This is a genomic window from Mycobacterium terramassiliense (assembly GCF_900157385.1).
GTDB classification, from domain to species: domain Bacteria; phylum Actinomycetota; class Actinomycetes; order Mycobacteriales; family Mycobacteriaceae; genus Mycobacterium; species Mycobacterium terramassiliense.
Map to the genome: position 1 here is coordinate 747,741 of NZ_LT717700.1, position 14,834 is coordinate 762,574.

18 protein-coding genes are annotated in these 14,834 nt (G+C 67.4%); 2 read left to right on the plus strand and 16 right to left on the minus strand.

What is annotated here, in order from left to right; translation table 11 throughout:
- Positions 1-8: 8 nt before the first annotated feature.
- On the minus strand, positions 9-950 hold the full coding sequence (locus tag MTAB308_RS11690) for a DUF4436 domain-containing protein (RefSeq protein WP_077100145.1): 942 nt from the start codon (positions 948-950) through the stop codon (positions 9-11).
- A 256-nt stretch (positions 951-1,206) separates the two neighbouring features.
- On the opposite strand from MTAB308_RS11690, the gene pstS reads away from it, so the two are divergent.
- The gene (gene pstS / locus MTAB308_RS11695) at positions 1,207-2,334 is read left to right on the plus strand and encodes a phosphate ABC transporter substrate-binding protein PstS (protein WP_077099577.1); all 1,128 of its coding nucleotides are present in this window, start codon (positions 1,207-1,209) and stop codon (positions 2,332-2,334) included.
- Here the strand turns inward: pstS and MTAB308_RS11700 are convergent, their stop codons facing one another.
- The 15 genes from MTAB308_RS11700 to MTAB308_RS11770 form a co-directional block, all read right to left on the minus strand.
- Positions 2,335-3,258, minus strand: coding sequence for a DUF4436 domain-containing protein (locus tag MTAB308_RS11700; protein WP_077099578.1), 924 nt, complete (start codon positions 3,256-3,258; stop codon positions 2,335-2,337).
- Positions 3,259-3,309: 51 nt separating this feature from the next.
- Entirely contained in the window at positions 3,310-3,999 is a 690-nt protein-coding gene (locus MTAB308_RS29775; RefSeq protein ID WP_245831375.1) for a hypothetical protein, read from the minus strand.
- Positions 3,980-6,337 (minus strand): arylsulfatase, encoded by a 2,358-nt coding sequence (locus tag MTAB308_RS11710; protein ID WP_077099579.1) that lies wholly within the window; start codon positions 6,335-6,337, stop codon positions 3,980-3,982. Before MTAB308_RS11710 ends, MTAB308_RS29775 begins: the two co-directional genes overlap by 20 nt.
- 145 nt (positions 6,338-6,482) lie before the next feature.
- Positions 6,483-6,845, minus strand: a complete 363-nt coding sequence (gene rpsQ, locus MTAB308_RS11715) for a 30S ribosomal protein S17 (RefSeq protein ID WP_369829073.1) — start codon at positions 6,843-6,845, stop codon at positions 6,483-6,485.
- Positions 6,842-7,087 carry a 50S ribosomal protein L29 gene (gene rpmC / locus MTAB308_RS11720; protein WP_077099580.1) on the minus strand — a complete coding sequence of 82 codons (246 nt, stop codon included), beginning with the start codon at positions 7,085-7,087 and terminating at the stop codon, positions 6,842-6,844. Before rpmC ends, rpsQ begins: the two co-directional genes overlap by 4 nt.
- Positions 7,087-7,503, minus strand: coding sequence for a 50S ribosomal protein L16 (gene rplP / locus MTAB308_RS11725; RefSeq protein WP_066907369.1), 417 nt, complete (start codon positions 7,501-7,503; stop codon positions 7,087-7,089). Before rplP ends, rpmC begins: the two co-directional genes overlap by 1 nt.
- A 3-nt stretch (positions 7,504-7,506) precedes the next feature.
- Entirely contained in the window at positions 7,507-8,343 is an 837-nt protein-coding gene (rpsC, locus tag MTAB308_RS11730; protein WP_077099581.1) for a 30S ribosomal protein S3, read from the minus strand.
- On the minus strand, positions 8,343-8,891 hold the full coding sequence (rplV, locus tag MTAB308_RS11735; protein WP_077099582.1) for a 50S ribosomal protein L22: 549 nt from the start codon (positions 8,889-8,891) through the stop codon (positions 8,343-8,345). Before rplV ends, rpsC begins: the two co-directional genes overlap by 1 nt.
- Positions 8,888-9,169 (minus strand): 30S ribosomal protein S19, encoded by a 282-nt coding sequence (gene rpsS / locus MTAB308_RS11740; protein ID WP_066907363.1) that lies wholly within the window; start codon positions 9,167-9,169, stop codon positions 8,888-8,890. Before rpsS ends, rplV begins: the two co-directional genes overlap by 4 nt.
- Before the next feature lie 30 nt (positions 9,170-9,199).
- Positions 9,200-10,042, minus strand: a complete 843-nt coding sequence (gene rplB, locus MTAB308_RS11745; RefSeq protein WP_066907356.1) for a 50S ribosomal protein L2 — start codon at positions 10,040-10,042, stop codon at positions 9,200-9,202.
- A 29-nt stretch (positions 10,043-10,071) separates the two neighbouring features.
- Positions 10,072-10,374, minus strand: a complete 303-nt coding sequence (gene rplW, locus MTAB308_RS11750) for a 50S ribosomal protein L23 (protein WP_077099583.1) — start codon at positions 10,372-10,374, stop codon at positions 10,072-10,074.
- Positions 10,374-11,030, minus strand: a complete 657-nt coding sequence (rplD, locus tag MTAB308_RS11755) for a 50S ribosomal protein L4 (RefSeq protein ID WP_066907350.1) — start codon at positions 11,028-11,030, stop codon at positions 10,374-10,376. The genes rplW and rplD overlap by 1 nt, the downstream gene beginning before the upstream one ends.
- Entirely contained in the window at positions 11,030-11,683 is a 654-nt protein-coding gene (rplC, locus tag MTAB308_RS11760; protein WP_066907347.1) for a 50S ribosomal protein L3, read from the minus strand. Before rplC ends, rplD begins: the two co-directional genes overlap by 1 nt.
- Positions 11,684-11,697: 14 nt before the next feature.
- Positions 11,698-12,003 carry a 30S ribosomal protein S10 gene (rpsJ, locus tag MTAB308_RS11765; protein ID WP_003873519.1) on the minus strand — a complete coding sequence of 102 codons (306 nt, stop codon included), beginning with the start codon at positions 12,001-12,003 and terminating at the stop codon, positions 11,698-11,700.
- Positions 12,004-12,359: 356 nt separating this feature from the next.
- Positions 12,360-12,971 (minus strand): TetR/AcrR family transcriptional regulator, encoded by a 612-nt coding sequence (locus MTAB308_RS11770; protein ID WP_281253095.1) that lies wholly within the window; start codon positions 12,969-12,971, stop codon positions 12,360-12,362.
- Positions 12,972-13,114: 143 nt separating this feature from the next.
- Between MTAB308_RS11770 and MTAB308_RS11775 the strand changes: the two genes are divergently transcribed.
- Positions 13,115-14,728, plus strand: coding sequence for an MFS transporter (locus MTAB308_RS11775; protein ID WP_077099585.1), 1,614 nt, complete (start codon positions 13,115-13,117; stop codon positions 14,726-14,728).
- Positions 14,729-14,834: the final 106 nt, after the last annotated feature.

The following is a 14,834-nucleotide window of genomic DNA, read 5'->3' on the forward strand; positions in this document are numbered from 1 at the left end:
CCGGGGCGTCAGTCCGATTGTCGATACCAGGTGAACATGTACAGCGCCATCGCCGCGACGAGCGCCATCAACACCCAGATCACCAGAACCTGGTCGATCCACGCACCCGGCGGTGGAGAGCCGGGCAGGAAATTGCGGATGGGGATGACAGCGAACAGCATGGCTGCGAACCACGTCACGAAGGGCGGCACGAATTTCCGCCTGCCCAGAGCGATTTGTATGGCCACGGCGAAAGCCAGGGTGGGCAAGGCGAACAGCACCAGGCAGATGCCCAGGTCGAAGATCAGCGGCCCCTTGGCCCGGTGCAACGTGATGATCACGTTGTCCGGGCGATCCGCGTCCTGGCTCGCTTCACCTACCCGCTTGACGGTGACGTCCCAACCGTCCAACGCGCCGGTCACTTCCACCCGAGCAGGTATGTACTGGCGGGCATCGCCCTGCCCGACGAGCACCTCGGCCGACAGGGTGTCGGTGCTGTAGGAGTCGAACGGCCAGTTGTTGGGGTCGCCGTGAGCCTCGATCGTCGTGGCGACCTGCGCCGGCGACTTGCCCGCCGGGTACTGCAGGTCACCCAGGTCGTTGGGGGGGTCCATCCGCACGGCGGTGTCGGTCTTCAGCACATCGAGGCGTTTGTCGAACATCGAATCCTCGGGAATCACAAGCACCTTCACCGTCAGGCGATTCGCGACGGTCTCCAGCTTTTCCAGACGCACCAAGACGATGGTGTCGTTGGTCGCGTTCAGGTCCGGAGGCTTGAGCGGTCCCGACGATTTGGACAGCATGTGGACCCCGAACAGCGACAGACCGTAGACGACGAGGAACGCCACCAGGATGCCGACCACCAACAGGGTGCGCCGTCCCCCGCGCTGGGTGGACGCCTCGGGCGGCCCCGCGGGCGACGGCTCCGGCGGCGTGGGGGGTGTCGCGGGGGACGGCGCACCATCGGTCAACACCTCCGTGCGGTGTGCGGAGCGAGGGGGCAAGCACACGAAGATTAGATCGTAGCGAACCGGTGCTGTCCATGCGCCGGCCAAATTTTTCCGGCCATCAGTAGGCAATTTCCGTCAACCGGCCGCACACCGTCTCGCCACCCAGCGAAACCCGGGCAGTGGCCCGGATGACCACTCGTTCATTCGCCGTTGGTTTGCCTGTTAATTCGGCCGCTGTAAATGTGTCGATCAGCGTCAGGGCCAGGAGGCAAGCAAGGTGAAGCACAACCGATCGACTGTTCCCCTCAGCCTGCTGGCCGCGGCCGCCTTGGTGCTCTCGGGATGCAGCAACGCCCACGCGACCCTGGCCTACGCCGCCGGGGCCAAGGTGGACTGCGGCGGCAAGCAGACCCTGATCGCCAGCGGCTCGACCGCGCAGGCGAACGCGGTGACGAAGTTCGTCGACGCGTACCAGCGCGCATGCCCGGGGCAGAACCTCGACTACACGGCGAACGGCTCGGGGGCGGGAATCAGCGAATTCCTCTCGGGTAAAACCGATTTCGGCGGGTCCGACATACCGTTAGCCGGGGACCAATACGCCGCCGCCAAGCAGCGTTGCGGCGGGGCCGACGCGTGGAACCTGCCCGTCGTCTTCGGCCCGCTGGCCATCACCTACAACCTCGGCTCCGTCGACTCCCTGGTGCTCGACGCGCCCACGCTGGCCAAGATCTTCAACGGGACCATCACGCGCTGGGACGACCCGGCCCTCACCGCGTTCAACACCTCCATGCCGGCCGAGGACATCCGCGTCGTCTACCGCAGCGACGCCTCGGGCACCACCGACAACTTCCAGTCCTACCTGCAGGCCGCGTCCGGCGGAGTCTGGAAGCAGGGCACCGGCAAGTCGTTCAAAGGCGGCGTCGGCGTCGGGGCCGCCGGCAACAAGGGCACCTCGGAGGTCGTGAAGGCCACGGAGGGGGCGATCAGCTACAACGAGTTGTCGTTCGCGCTCCAGCAGGGTCTTTTCGCCGCGGAAATCAAAACCCCGGCGAGCCGCAGGTCGCTGCGCCCGGTCCGCATCGGCACCGACACCGTCGGTAAGACGATCACCGGCGCCAAAATCATCGGCACGGGCAACAACCTGGTGCTCGACATCTCGTCGTTCTACAACCCCGCCCAGCCCGACGTGTACCCGATCGTCCTGGCCACCTACGAGATCGTCTGCTCCAAGTACCCCGTCGCGGAGGAAGCCAAGGCCGTCAAGGCGTTCCTGCAGGCGGCGATCGGCCCGGGCCAGGTCGAGCTGGCAAGGAACGGCTACATACCGCTCTCGCCCGACTTCCAGTCGAGGGTGTCCAGCGCCGTCGACGCGATCAGCTCCGCGGGAGCAGCCGTCGCGGAGTAGTCAGCCCTTGTTCGGCTGTCTTCGTTCGCGTTGCCTCCACCAGCCGACGAGGAACAGGGCCATCGCGACCACCAGGCCGATCAGCACCCACAGCACGACGGCCTGGTCGATCCACGAACCGTAGGGCGGGCTGCCCGGCAGGATGTTGCGCAGGGGGACGATGGCGAACAGCATCGCGCCGTACCACGTGGTCATCGGGGGCAGGAACGACGTCCTGCCCAGCGCAACCGGAATGGCCACCCACAGCGCCAGGACGGGCAGGGCGATGAGGACCAGGCAGATGCCGAGGTCGAAAATCAGCGGCCCTCTGGCCCGGTGCAGCGTGATGGTCACGTTGTCCTTCACGTCCGGGTTGGAATCGTCGGGGTCGTGGACCCGGGTGACAGTGGCGTCCCAGCCGTCCAGCTTTCCGGTGACCTCGACGCGGGCGGGCGCCTTCTCACGGCTTTGACCGCTACCGGTGAACACGTCGGCCGCGATCACCTGCGTCGTGTAGGAGTCGAACGGCCAGTTACCCGGATCGCCCTGCGCCTGGATGGTGGTGCTGAGCTGCGCGGGCGCCTTTCCTACCGGGTATTGCAGGTCTCCCAGGTCGTTCTCGGGGTACAGGCGCACGGCGGCGTCGGTGGTGAGGACGCCGAAGTTCTTGTCGTACAGCGAATCCTTTGGGTAGACAAGCACATTCACCGTCAGTCGATTGGCGACGGTGTCGAGCTTTTCCAGGCGCACCTGCACCACGCTGTCTTCGGCCTCGACCTTGCTCAGGTCCACCGAGGGCAGCGGGGGTGCCGATTGTGCCAGCAGGTGCACGGCAATCAGGGAGAGGACGTAGATGACGATGACGGCGACGACGATCCCGAACGCGATGGCGATGCGCGGTCCTCGCGCGGCGGGCGGGGGCGGGGGCGAAGGCTCAGTGCTCATGAGGCATCACGGGGCGTGATGCTACCGCCCACTTGCAGTGAAAACGGGTCTTTACGGGATGACGACGGCAAACTGCTGCATCGTCGTCGACTTCGCCGCGTCGAAGCCGGGGGCACCGATCGGACCCTCCAAATGGACTACCACCAGAAATGACCTCACGTTCGTCCACACGTGGGTGATGCGGTCGGCGAACTGCACCCCGCCGGGCCCCGCGACGGTGCCACTCAGCAACTGGCTGCTGTAGCCGCAGAACTGCGCCGCCGCGACGGTGACCGCGACGCCCGGCCACCGGGTGCGCAGGTCGGCGGCGTAGCGCAGGAAAGCAACTCCAGGTTCGAGGTCCGTCGGCGTGATCGTCACCCGCACCGACATGCCGGCGGGCCCGGGCGCCGTCAATGCCACGTCACCGGAGCCGCGGGAGGAGCTCCAGCCGTCCGGCAGCGGAAGCGTGATCACGGGCGCGACGGGATCCGGCACCGAGGCGACGGCCATGGTGCCGCTGGCGGGCGGACGCGGAAAGCACACCACGGCGTTGGGCGGAATGTGGTCGGGCAGCGTGGTTTCGACGCCGGGCACCGGCTCGGCGGGATCGGACGGTGTCGGCGCGGCGGACGTCGTCGACGGAGCAGCACCGCTCGTCCGGACCGCGGTTCCCCCGGTGCTCCGGTCGCAACCCACGCCCGCCCCCAGGCAGAGCAGGACGGCCACGCCGACGGCCAGATCAGTCGCGCGAAAACGCAAGCGCAAGTTCCCTTTCGACGTCCTGGTACGGCCGATCCGACAGGTCGATGGTGACCTGGGCGATGGTGCCGCCGGTGAAGGCGAACGGCGCCTTATAGCGGCTCGACACCCCCGATCCACCGTTGTGCCCGACGGTGATCCCGGCCCCCGCCAGGCCGAACGTCCCGGGATGGGTCGTCACCTCCCCCAGCGTGCCGACCACCTCGTCGTCGATGAACAGCGCGAGGTCGCCGAGCGGGGTATGGCTGTTCTCAACGGTCCCCGTCCGCGCATAGCGAACCCCGAACATGTGTCGCCCCAACGGCACCGGGCGCGACGACGAAACCAGCTGCTGGCGTTCGCCGAGGAAGTTGTAGACGTAGTGCAGCCGACCGTCCTGAATGAACAGGACGTGGCCGCCGTGGGCTCCGCCCTGCTTGAACAGCACGCCCTCGGCACCGGTGGTGTCCACGGTCACGTCGGCGAGCACAGCGAACGAGCGGCCGCGAATCTCGGCGGCGGCGCCGATGCCGACGTCCGCGCAGTGCGGATAGTACGTGTAGCTGGGCCGTTCGCCGACCAGATAGGGACGTGAGCGCATCATCGTTTCGATGATGTTCAGATCCGACAGCGGCAGCCCGTTGTATTTGGCCGCCTCGGAAAACCACAGCGCCTTAAGCTCTTCCAGCTTGTCGGGCTGCTCGGCGGCCAGGTCGTGGCACTGGCTGCGGTCGGCCTCGATGTGGAAGAGCTCCCAGCGGTCGGCGTCGAAGTGCGACCAGCCGGCCGGTGTGGCGGCGTGGACGGTGTTGGCGAACCAGCCCTCGTGCCAAATCCCGCGGGTGCCCAGCATGGTGTAGAACTGGGTCTTCTTCCCGGTGTCGGCGCTCGGATCATCAAGGGCCGCCTTGAAACTCACGCCGTCCAGTGGTTTCTGCGCGATGCCCTTGACCGTCTCCGGCGGCGTCATGCCGAGCAGGTCGAAGACGGTCGGCGTGATGTCGCAGACGTTGACGTAGGTGTCGCGGACCTCGCCGTGCGCCGCAATGCCGTTGGGCCACGAGACGATTGCCGTGTCGGCGATGCCTCCCTCATGCGAGGCGTAGCGCTTGTACAGCTTGTAGGGCGTGTTGAAGGCCATCGCCCAGCCGATCGGGTAATGGTTGTAGGTCTCCGGCCCGCCTAGGTGGTCGAAGAGCTTCATGCTCTCCTCGACGGTGTCGATGTAGCCGTTGAAGAACTTGCCCTCGTTCACCGACCCGTTGGGCCCGCCCTCACCGCTGGCGCCGTTGTCGGAGATCACCACGATGATCGTGTTGTCGAGCTGGCCGGACTCCTCGAGATAGTCCAGGATGCGGCCGATCTGGGCGTCGGTGTAGCTGAGGAACCCGGCGAACACCTCGGCCATCCGGCAGAACAGCTTCTTCTCTTCGTCGCCCAGCGAGTCCCAGGGTCGCACCGTGTCCTGCATCGGCCACGGCTCGCCCTGTGGCCCCGTCACGTCCGAATACGGGTTGACCGGCGACAGTTCGGTATCCGGCGGCACGATGCCCATCGACTTCTGCTTTTCCAGCACGATCTCGCGGTAGCGCTCGTAGCCCATGTCGAACCGGCCGGCGTAGCGGTCCGCCCACTCCTTGAAGACGTGGTGCGGGGCATGCCCGGCGCCCGGGCACACGTAGCTGAACCACGGCTTGTCCGGCGCGATCACCTTGGCGTCGCGGATGAATTCGATGGTCCTGTCGGCGATGTCCTTGGACAGGTGATAGCCGTCCTCCGGTGTGCCCGGCGGGGTGACGGGGTGGTTGTCGTAGACCAGGTCGGGATACCACTGGTCGGTCTCGCCCCCCATGAACCCGTAGAACCGCTCGAAGCCGCGCGAGGTGGGCCAGTGTCGTTTCGTCGACGCCAGATTGGACTCTTCCAGCGGCGTCAGGTGCCACTTGCCGATGCAATACGTGTTGTAACCGCGCTCGGCGAGCACCTCGGAGATCAGTGCGGTGTCGGCGGGGATCCGCCCGTTGCAGTTGGGGAACCCATCGGTGAATTCCTCGATGGTGGCCATGCCGACGGTGGTCGCGTTGCGTCCGGTTAGCAGCGACGCCCGCGTCGGCGAGCACAGCGCGGTGGTGTGAAATTGCGACAACCGCACGCCGCGCTCGGCGATCCGCGTCATGGCGGGCATCTCGACCAGGCCGCCGAAGCAGTCCCACGTCGCGATGCCGGTGTCGTCCCACACCAGATACAGGATGTTCGGCGAGTTCTCCGGCGCCGTCGGCGCCGCGTACGGCCCCCAGTCCGGCTCCGAATCGCGGATATCCAGCTCGATCTTGCCGTTGAATTCCGTTGACCCAGTCATTGACAGCCTCACTCCCGTTGATCAACGCCGCTACACGCGTGGCGTGGAGACTACACCGGGCAGGTGAGAACGGGGTGTGAATTTGCCTGGCAAACGCAAACGCCCGAGACCGCGAGGTCTCGGGCGTTTTTGCGTTGCCTGCGGGCTACTTGGCCTTCTCCAGAATTTCGACCAGCCGCCAGCGCTTGGTCGCCGACATCGGGCGCGTCTCCATCAGCGAGACGCGGTCGCCGATCCCGGCGGTGCTGTCCTCGTCGTGCGCCTTGACCTTCTTGGTGGTGCGGATGATCTTGCCGTACAGCGGGTGGCGCATGCGGTCTTCCAGCTCGACCACGATGGTCTTCTGCATCTTGTCGCTCACCACGTAGCCGATGCGCACCTTGCGCCGGCCCCGCGACTTGGGGTTGGCCGGAGTGTGCTTGGGGCCCTTGTCTTTCGACTCGGCGTCCTTCGCGGCTGCCTTCTTGGGAGCGGCCTTTGCGGCGGCCTTCTTAGCTTCTGCCATCACGAATCCTTGTCTCCGTCGGTCCCGTCGGGTCCGCTAGCGAGGCCCAGTTCTCGTTCGCGCAGCACCGTGTAGACGCGGGCGATTTCCTGACGCACCGTGCGGAGCCGCCGGTTGTTGGTGAGCTGTCCGGTCGCCATCTGGAAGCGCAGGTTGAACAGCTCTTCCTTGGATTCGCGCACGCGCTCGGCGAGTTCGGAGTCGGTGAGCTCGCGCAGTTCGCCGGGCGAAATTCCCAGTGCCATCAGAACTGATCCTCTCGGGTCACGATGCGGGCCTTGATCGGCAGCTTGTGGATTGCGCGGGTGAGCGCGGCCCGGGCGACCTGCTCGTTGGGGTAGCTGAGCTCGAACAGCACGCGACCCGGCTTGACGTTGACGACCCACCACTCCGGAGAGCCCTTACCCGAACCCATCCGGGTCTCGGCGGGCTTCTTGGTCAGCGGGCGGTCCGGGAACACGTTGATCCACACCTTGCCGCCACGCTTGATGTGCCGGTTGATCGCGATACGGGCCGACTCGATCTGCCGGTTGGTCACGTAGGCGTGCTCGAGGGCCTGGATGCCGTAGTCACCGAAGTTCACCGCCGTACCGCCGCTGGCGATGCCACGCTGGCGGGGGTGGTGCTGCTTGCGATGCTTAACCTTGCGGGGAATCAACATGATTCAGCTCTCCGTGCTCTGTGCTTCGACGGGAGGCGCAGCTTCGGCCGGGGCCGGCGGAGCGCTTTCCTCGGCACCCGCCGCGCGGCCGGCCTCTGTGCTGGTCGCCGTGGTGCCCGACGCGCCACTGCGCCGCGGGCGCGTGCCCGACGGTCGCTCGCGGCGCGGCCGCTCCGCGCCGGCCGGGGCGGCGGCGGACAACTCGCGCTTGCCGCCGACGATGTCGCCCTTGTAGATCCACACCTTCACGCCGATCCGGCCGAAGGTGGTCTTGGCCTCGTACAGGCCGTAGTCGATGTCGGCGCGCAGGGTGTGCAGGGGCACCCGGCCCTCGCGGTAGAACTCCGAGCGGCTCATCTCCGCGCCGCCGAGGCGGCCGGAGCACTGCACCCGGATGCCCTTGACGTTGGGCTGACGCATCGCCGACTGAATGGCCTTGCGCATCGCCCGGCGGAACGCCACGCGGTTGCTCAGCTGCTCGGCGACGCCCTGCGCCACCAACTGCGCTTGCGACTCTGGGTTTTTGACCTCGAGGATGTTGAGCTGGACCTGCTTGCCGGTCAGCTTCTCCAGGTCCGCGCGGATCCGGTCGGCCTCGGTGCCGCGGCGGCCGATGACGATGCCGGGACGCGCGGTGTGGATGTCGACCCGAACCCGGTCGCGGGTGCGCTCGATCTCGACGTCGGCGATGCCGGCGCGCTCCAGGCCCGTGGACAGCAGCCGGCGGATCGCGACGTCTTCCTTGACGTAGTCGGCGTACTGCTTGTCGGCGTACCAGCGCGACTTCCAGTCCGTCGTGATGCCCAGCCGGAAGCCGTGCGGATTGATCTTCTGGCCCACTAGTCTGAGCCTCCCTTCGCTTCAGAAGCCTCAGAAGCCTTGGCCGGGGCCTTCTTTGCCGGTGCCTTCTTCGCGGCCGGCGCTTTCTTGGCAGGTGCCTTCTTGGCGGGCGCCTTCTTGGCGGGCGCCTTCGCCGCGGCCTTGCTGGCCTCGGCGCGACGGGCCCGCGTCGACTTCGCCGGACCCGCGCCCTTCGCCGGCCGGCTTTCCACCACGACCGTGATGTGACTGGTGCGCCTGCGGATCCGGAAGGCGCGGCCCTGGGCGCGCGGACGGATGCGCTTGGCGGTCGGTCCTTCGTCGGCGTAGACGGTGGCGACCACCAGGGTCGCCGGGTCCAGGCCGTTGTTGTTCTGCGCGTTGGCCGCCGCGCTGGCGATCACCTTGGCGACCGGCTCGCTGGCGGCCTGGGGCGCCCAGCGCAGGATGTTCAGCGCGTCCTCCACGGACCTGCCGCGCACCAGGTCGATCACGCGGCGCGCCTTTCGCGGCGACACGCGCACGAACCGCGCCTTCGCGACCGCCGACGGAAACTCAGTTGTGGTCATCGCCGTTTGGCCTTCCGATCATCCTTGATGTGCCCCTTGAAGGTGCGCGTCGGGGCGAACTCGCCGAGCTTGTGGCCCACCATCGCCTCGGTGACGAACACGGGGACGTGCTTGCGCCCGTCGTGCACCGCAAAGGTGTGGCCGATGAAGTCCGGAATGATCGTCGACCGGCGCGACCAGGTCTTGATGACCTGCTTGGTGTTCTTCTCGTTCTGTACGTCGACCTTCTTGAGCAGATGGCCGTCGACGAACGGACCCTTCTTCAGGCTGCGTGGCATGTGCTGGCTTCTCCTGGTCCTGAGACTTCTTTACCGCGAATGCTTCTTGCCGGTGCGGCGTCGCCGGACGATGAGCTTGTTACTGGCCTTGTTCGGGTGGCGGGTGCGGCCTTCCGGCTTGCCCCACGGGCTGACCGGGTGCCGACCGCCGGAGGTCTTACCCTCACCACCGCCGTGCGGGTGGTCCACCGGGTTCATGACCACACCACGGACCGACGGGCGCTTGCCCTTCCACCGCATGCGACCGGCCTTGCCCCAGTTGATGTTCGCCTGCTCGGCGTTGCCGACCTCGCCGACGGTGGCGCGGCAGCGCACGTCGACGCGCCGGATTTCACCGCTGGGCATCCGCAGCGAGGCGTAGCTGCCCTCCTTGCCGAGCAACTGGATGCTCGACCCTGCCGACCGCGCGAGCTTCGCGCCGCCGCCCGGTCGCAACTCCACGGCGTGCACCAGGGTGCCGGCCGGGATGTTGCGCAGCGGCAGGTTGTTGCCCGGCTTGATGTCGGCGTTGGCGCCGGACTCCACCACGTCGCCCTGCGACAGGCCAAGCGGCGCAATGATGTAGCGCTTCTCGCCGTCCAGGTAGTGCAGCAACGCGATGTTGGCGGTGCGGTTGGGGTCGTACTCGATGTGCGCGACCTTGGCGTTGACGCCGTCCTTGTCATTGCGACGGAAGTCGATCACCCGGTAGGCCCGCTTGTGCCCGCCGCCCTTGTGGCGGGTGGTGATCCGGCCGTGCGCGTTGCGCCCACCGTGACCGTGCAACGGGCGCACCAGCGACTTCTCCGGCTCCGACCGGGTGATCTCCGCGAAGTCGGAGACGCTGGCGCCGCGGCGACCCGGGGTCGTCGGCTTGTACTTACGAATTGCCATGTCTGATCAAGTCTTTCTCTCGCGCTCGGCTAGCTCGGTGCGCCGAAGAGGTCGATCGGCTTGCTGCCCGGAGCCAGGGTGACGATGGCGCGCTTGGTGCTCTTGCGCTTGCCATATCCGGTGCGGGTGCGCTTGCGCTTGCCCTGTCGATTCGCGGTGTTCACCGACGCGACCTTGACGGAAAAGATCTTCTCGACAGCGATCTTGATCTGCGTCTTGTTCGAGTCGGGGTGCACCACGAAGGTGTAGACGTTGTCATCGAGGAGTCCATAGGACTTCTCGGAGATGACCGGCGCCAGGATGATGTCGCGGGGGTCAGCGATGGTCGCCATCAGGCCGAAACCTCCTCGGCAGAACTGGTGTTGGCCGCGATGTACGCGTTGAGGGCTTCGACGCTGAACACCACGTCGTCGGAGCGCAGCACGTCATAGGTGTTGAGCTGATCCGGCGCCAGCACATGCACGCCCGGCAGGTTGCGCACACTCTTCGCGCCGGTCTCGTCGGTGCGGCCGATGACGAGCAGCACCTGCTTGCGATCGGTCAGCGTGCCCAGAAATGCCTTGGCGCTCTTGGTGGACGGGGTCTGGCCCGCGACCAACTCGGTGATGGCGTGGATGCGCCCGTTGCGCGCGCGGTCGGACAGCGCCCCACGCAGCGCCGCGGCGATCATCTTCTTGGGCGTGCGCTGGCTGTAGTCACGCGGCTTGGGACCGTGCACGACGCCACCACCGGTGAACTGCGGCGCCCGCGTCGAACCCTGCCGCGCACGGCCGGTGCCCTTCTGCCGGTACGGCTTGCGCCCGCCGCCGCTGACCTCACCGCGGGTCTTGGTCGAGTGCGTGCCCTGGCGGGCGGCCGCCCGCTGGGCGGTGACCACCTGGTGCATCAGCGCGATGTTGGCTTCGGCGTCGAACAACTCGGCCGGCAGCTCGATGGAGCCGTCGACCTTGCCGTCCGGTGTCTTGACGTCAATCTTCTGCGCTGCCATTACTTCTCACCTCGTTTGATCGCGCTGCGCACCATCACGAGTCCACCGGTGCGGCCGGGGACCGCACCTTTGATGAGCAGCACGCCGTTCTCGGTATCAACCTTGTGCACCACCAGGTTCTGCACGGTCACCCGGTCGTTGCCCATCCGGCCCGCCATTCGGGTGCCCTTGAACACCCGCGCCGGCGTGGCGCAGCCGCCGATGGAGCCCGGCCGGCGGTGCACCGCCTGGGCACCGTGGCTGGCGCCCTGGCCGCGGAAGCCGTGCCGCTTCATGGTTCCGGCGAAGCCCTTGCCCTTGGAGGTGCCGGTCACGTCGACATAGGCGCCGTCGGCGAAGATCTCGGCCGTCAGCTCCTGGCCGACCTCGTATTCGGCCGCGGCGTCCGGGTTGTCCAGACGCAGCTCGGCCAGGTACCGGCGCGGGTTGACCCCCGCCGCGGTGTACTGGCCGGTCACCGGCTTGTTGACCTTGCGCGGGCTGATCTCGCCGTACGCCAGCTGCACGGCGCTGTAGCCGTCGCGCTCCGGCGTGCGGATGCGGGTCACCACGTTGGGGCCGGCCTTGACCACCGTCACCGGCACAACCCTGTTGTTCTCGTCGAACACCTGCGTCATGCCCAGCTTGGTACCCAGGATGCCTTTTCTTGCCATCGTTTCTGGATCTCCTACTGGATGTTGACGTCGACGCTGGCCGGAAGGTCGATGCGCATCAGCGCGTCGACGGTCTTCGGCGTCGGATCGAGGATGTCAATCAACCGCTTGTGCGTACGCATCTCGAAGTGCTCCCGCGAGTCCTTGTACTTGTGCGGAGAGCGGATGACGCAATACACGTTCTTCTCGGTCGGCAGCGGCACCGGACCTACGACGCTGGCACCCGTGCGGACGACGGTCTCGACGATCTTGCGCGCCGATGCGTCAATAGCCTCATGGTCGTAGGCCTTAAGCCTGATGCGGATCTTCTGTCCCGCCACGCTCTCTCCTACCCTCATTCCTCTTGAAGCCCGGTACCGGGCTCACGTCCATGTCTCAGTGCCCCCAGCGCGCCAATCGCCCGCCCAAGCTTGGGCCGGTCGAGCGTCGCGCCGGATACTGCGCCGCTGTTTACCTGTCGTGGTCCACCGGCCCCCGCGGTCGGGTGTGTCACCTGACGCAGCCTCGGCCCGGCCCAATTTCAAAGCCGAAATTGGTCGCGTTCCGAGGATGGGACCGGACGCGCCCGGTTGGGCGCTGGTCGTATGCCCAGCCAGGCAGAACCCGGCGAAAGGCAACCTGAACAGTATGCCCTAGATCGCGGCTCGGACAAAATTCCGGGGCCGGCGTCGGCGCCTCAGGCACCTGCCGATTCGGTGCTCGCCGCGTCGGCCCTGCGCTGCGCCCGCTGAACATGCAGGAAACCGTCGACGGCCGCGCGCGCACACTCGCGATAGTCGAAGTCGGGCAGGGTGGACAGGCGGCCCAGCACCAGCGGGCCGATCAGCAGCGCGATGGCCCGCGATCGGTCGACTTCACCCAGTTCGGAGGCCGCCTCGGGGCTGTCGAACACCGCGTCGAACGGCGCGGCGTACTGCTGGGCGATGCGCTCGCGCAACGAGCTGATCGAACAGCCGCTGGCCACGCGGGCATCGCCCGGTTCCGGCAACCCTTCCAGGTCCGGCCCCAGGGCCAGCCAGGACATGGCCGTCAGAAGGGCCGGCGCCTGCGCCACGGCTTCGGCTTGAGCCAACACCAACGCCACCAACCGATCGCGCAGCGAGCCCTCCGCCGGCGGCGTCGGCGACGGCGGTATCAGGCTGTTGAACGCCGCCGCCAGCAAATCATTTCCGCTCGGGAAGTGGCGGTACAGGGTCGCCCTCGCTACATTGGCGCTACGGGTGACCGCATCGACGGTCACCGCGCTAGGACCTCCGGAACGCAGAAGCGCGGCAGCGGCTTCGAGCAAGCGGGCCCGGGACCGCGCCGGCCGGGGATCGGAACTTGCGCCGCTGATTGTGAGCCACCTCTCCGTTTGCGGCCGGGATTATCGGCTATTTCACAAGACTATCGGTCTTAAAACTTCTACGCCCCCGTTAGGAGGCGCTTCCCATGGTCGAAACCCTGGTACGGCCTGATCAGCGTAATGATAGGGCGGGAGTCGGCGGAAGCCCACGCGCCCGAACCTGGACCCTGGCCGTCGCCTGCATGGGAGTGGGGCTGGTCGTCGCGTCGATGACGGCGCTCAACACGGCGCTGGGCGACCTCGCGGTGGCCACCTCCGCGACGCAGTCGCAGCTGAACTGGATCGTCGACGGGTACACGGTGGCCCTGGCGTGTCTGTTGCTGCCCGCCGGCGCGCTCGGCGACCGCTACGGCCGGCGGGGCGCCCTGCTGGCCGGTCTGGTGATCTTCGCGCTCGGCTCGGCCGCCCCGGCGATGTTGCACACCCCGCTGCAGATCATCGCGGGCCGGGCCGCGGCCGGTGTGGGCGCCGCCTTCGTGATGCCCGCGACGCTGTCGCTACTCACCGTGGCCTATCCGAAAGAAGACCGCGTCAAGGCCGTCGGCATCTGGGCGGGCACGGCCGGTTCCGGGGCGGTCCTCGGCATGCTCGGATCCGGTGTGCTGCTTGAGTTTTGGGCCTGGCATGCCATCTTCTGGTCGCTGGGCGTCGCCGGTTTGGTGATCTTCGCGCTGGCGTGCACGGTGGCCTCCTCGCGCGACAGCACCGCCCCGCCCATCGACAAGCCCGGCGCGGTCCTGATCGGGGCGGCGCTGGCGATCGGCGTCGCGGCGATCCTGGAGGCGCCCAATCGCGGGTGGAGCGATCCCCTGGTCTGGGGCGGGCTCGTCGCGGGGGCCGTGATCGCCGCGGTGTTCGGCGTCGTCGAAGTCCGGCGGCGCCAACCGCTCCTGGACATGCGGCTGTTCGCCGACCCCGGCTTCGCTACCGGGGTCGCGTCGATCGTCGTGCTGTTCGGGGCGACGTTCGGCTTCTTCTACCTGGGCATGCAGTACGTGCAGCAGATCCTGGGCTATTCGCCGCTGATGACGGCGGTCGCGTTCACGCCGTTCATGGTTCCGCTGGCCATCTGCTCGGCGTTGTCGTTCTGGTACCTGCCCAAGCTCGGCCTGCGGCTGGTGATCTTCATGGGCACGGCGTTGATGTCGGTGGGGTTCATCAGCATGCACGTACTCGACCTGCACACGTCATACCTGGAATTGGCCTGGCCCACCCTGATCCTCAGTACCGGTATCGGATTCTGCACCGCGCCGACGACGTCGGCGATCATGGGCGCGGTCCCGGACGAAAAGCAGGGCGTCGCCTCCGCGGTCAACGACGCCTCGCGGGAGATGGGCGGGGCGTTGGGGATCGCCGTCGCCGGTTCGATCCTGGCCGGGCGCTATTCGCGGGAGCTGGCGCCGCACCTGACGCAGTTCCCCGCGCCGGTCCGCGGACCGGCGACCGATTCACTCGCCAAAGCCGTCGAAGTGGCGGACAAGCTCGGGCCGCAGGGGCGGCCCCTGGCCGAGCTGAGCAAAACCGCCTTCATGACGTCGATGCACTCCTCGACGACGGTGCTGGCCGTCATCGTCGCCGTCGCCGCGGTCCTCATCGGGTTGTGGGCCCCCGGGCCTGACGGGAGGCAGCTGACCCCGGTGCGCGGGGCCGTCGCCAGGGCCAGGCGTGCCGCCGGCCGGCATCGGGCGGCGGCGCGCTGACGGCCAATGTCGCTGCCGGAGAACAGGACCGATCGACCGACGGCGTGGTGACGGGGGCCCGTTCGGCCTGATTTTTCTTCCGGCGCCCACCAAGTCGGTCTGGACG

Bases quoted from the DNA above. Each gene is read 5' to 3' on its own strand.
- rplB (WP_066907356.1), bottom strand. From the start codon at position 10,042: ATGGCAATTCGTAAGTACAAGCCGACGACCCCGGGTCGCCGCGGCGCC.
- rplV (WP_077099582.1), bottom strand. From the start codon at position 8,891: ATGACCACAACTGAGTTTCCGTCGGCGGTCGCGAAGGCGCGGTTCGTG.
- rplW (WP_077099583.1), bottom strand. From the start codon at position 10,374: ATGGCGACCATCGCTGACCCCCGCGACATCATCCTGGCGCCGGTCATC.
- rplD (WP_066907350.1), bottom strand. From the start codon at position 11,030: ATGGCAGCGCAGAAGATTGACGTCAAGACACCGGACGGCAAGGTCGAC.
- MTAB308_RS11700 (WP_077099578.1), bottom strand. From the start codon at position 3,258: ATGAGCACTGAGCCTTCGCCCCCGCCCCCGCCCGCCGCGCGAGGACCG.
- rplC (WP_066907347.1), bottom strand. From the start codon at position 11,683: ATGGCAAGAAAAGGCATCCTGGGTACCAAGCTGGGCATGACGCAGGTG.
- rplP (WP_066907369.1), bottom strand. From the start codon at position 7,503: ATGTTGATTCCCCGCAAGGTTAAGCATCGCAAGCAGCACCACCCCCGC.
- MTAB308_RS11775 (WP_077099585.1), top strand. From the start codon at position 13,115: ATGGTCGAAACCCTGGTACGGCCTGATCAGCGTAATGATAGGGCGGGA.
- rpsS (WP_066907363.1), bottom strand. From the start codon at position 9,169: ATGCCACGCAGCCTGAAGAAGGGTCCGTTCGTCGACGGCCATCTGCTC.
- MTAB308_RS11710 (WP_077099579.1), bottom strand. From the start codon at position 6,337: ATGACTGGGTCAACGGAATTCAACGGCAAGATCGAGCTGGATATCCGC.
- rpmC (WP_077099580.1), bottom strand. From the start codon at position 7,087: ATGGCACTGGGAATTTCGCCCGGCGAACTGCGCGAGCTCACCGACTCC.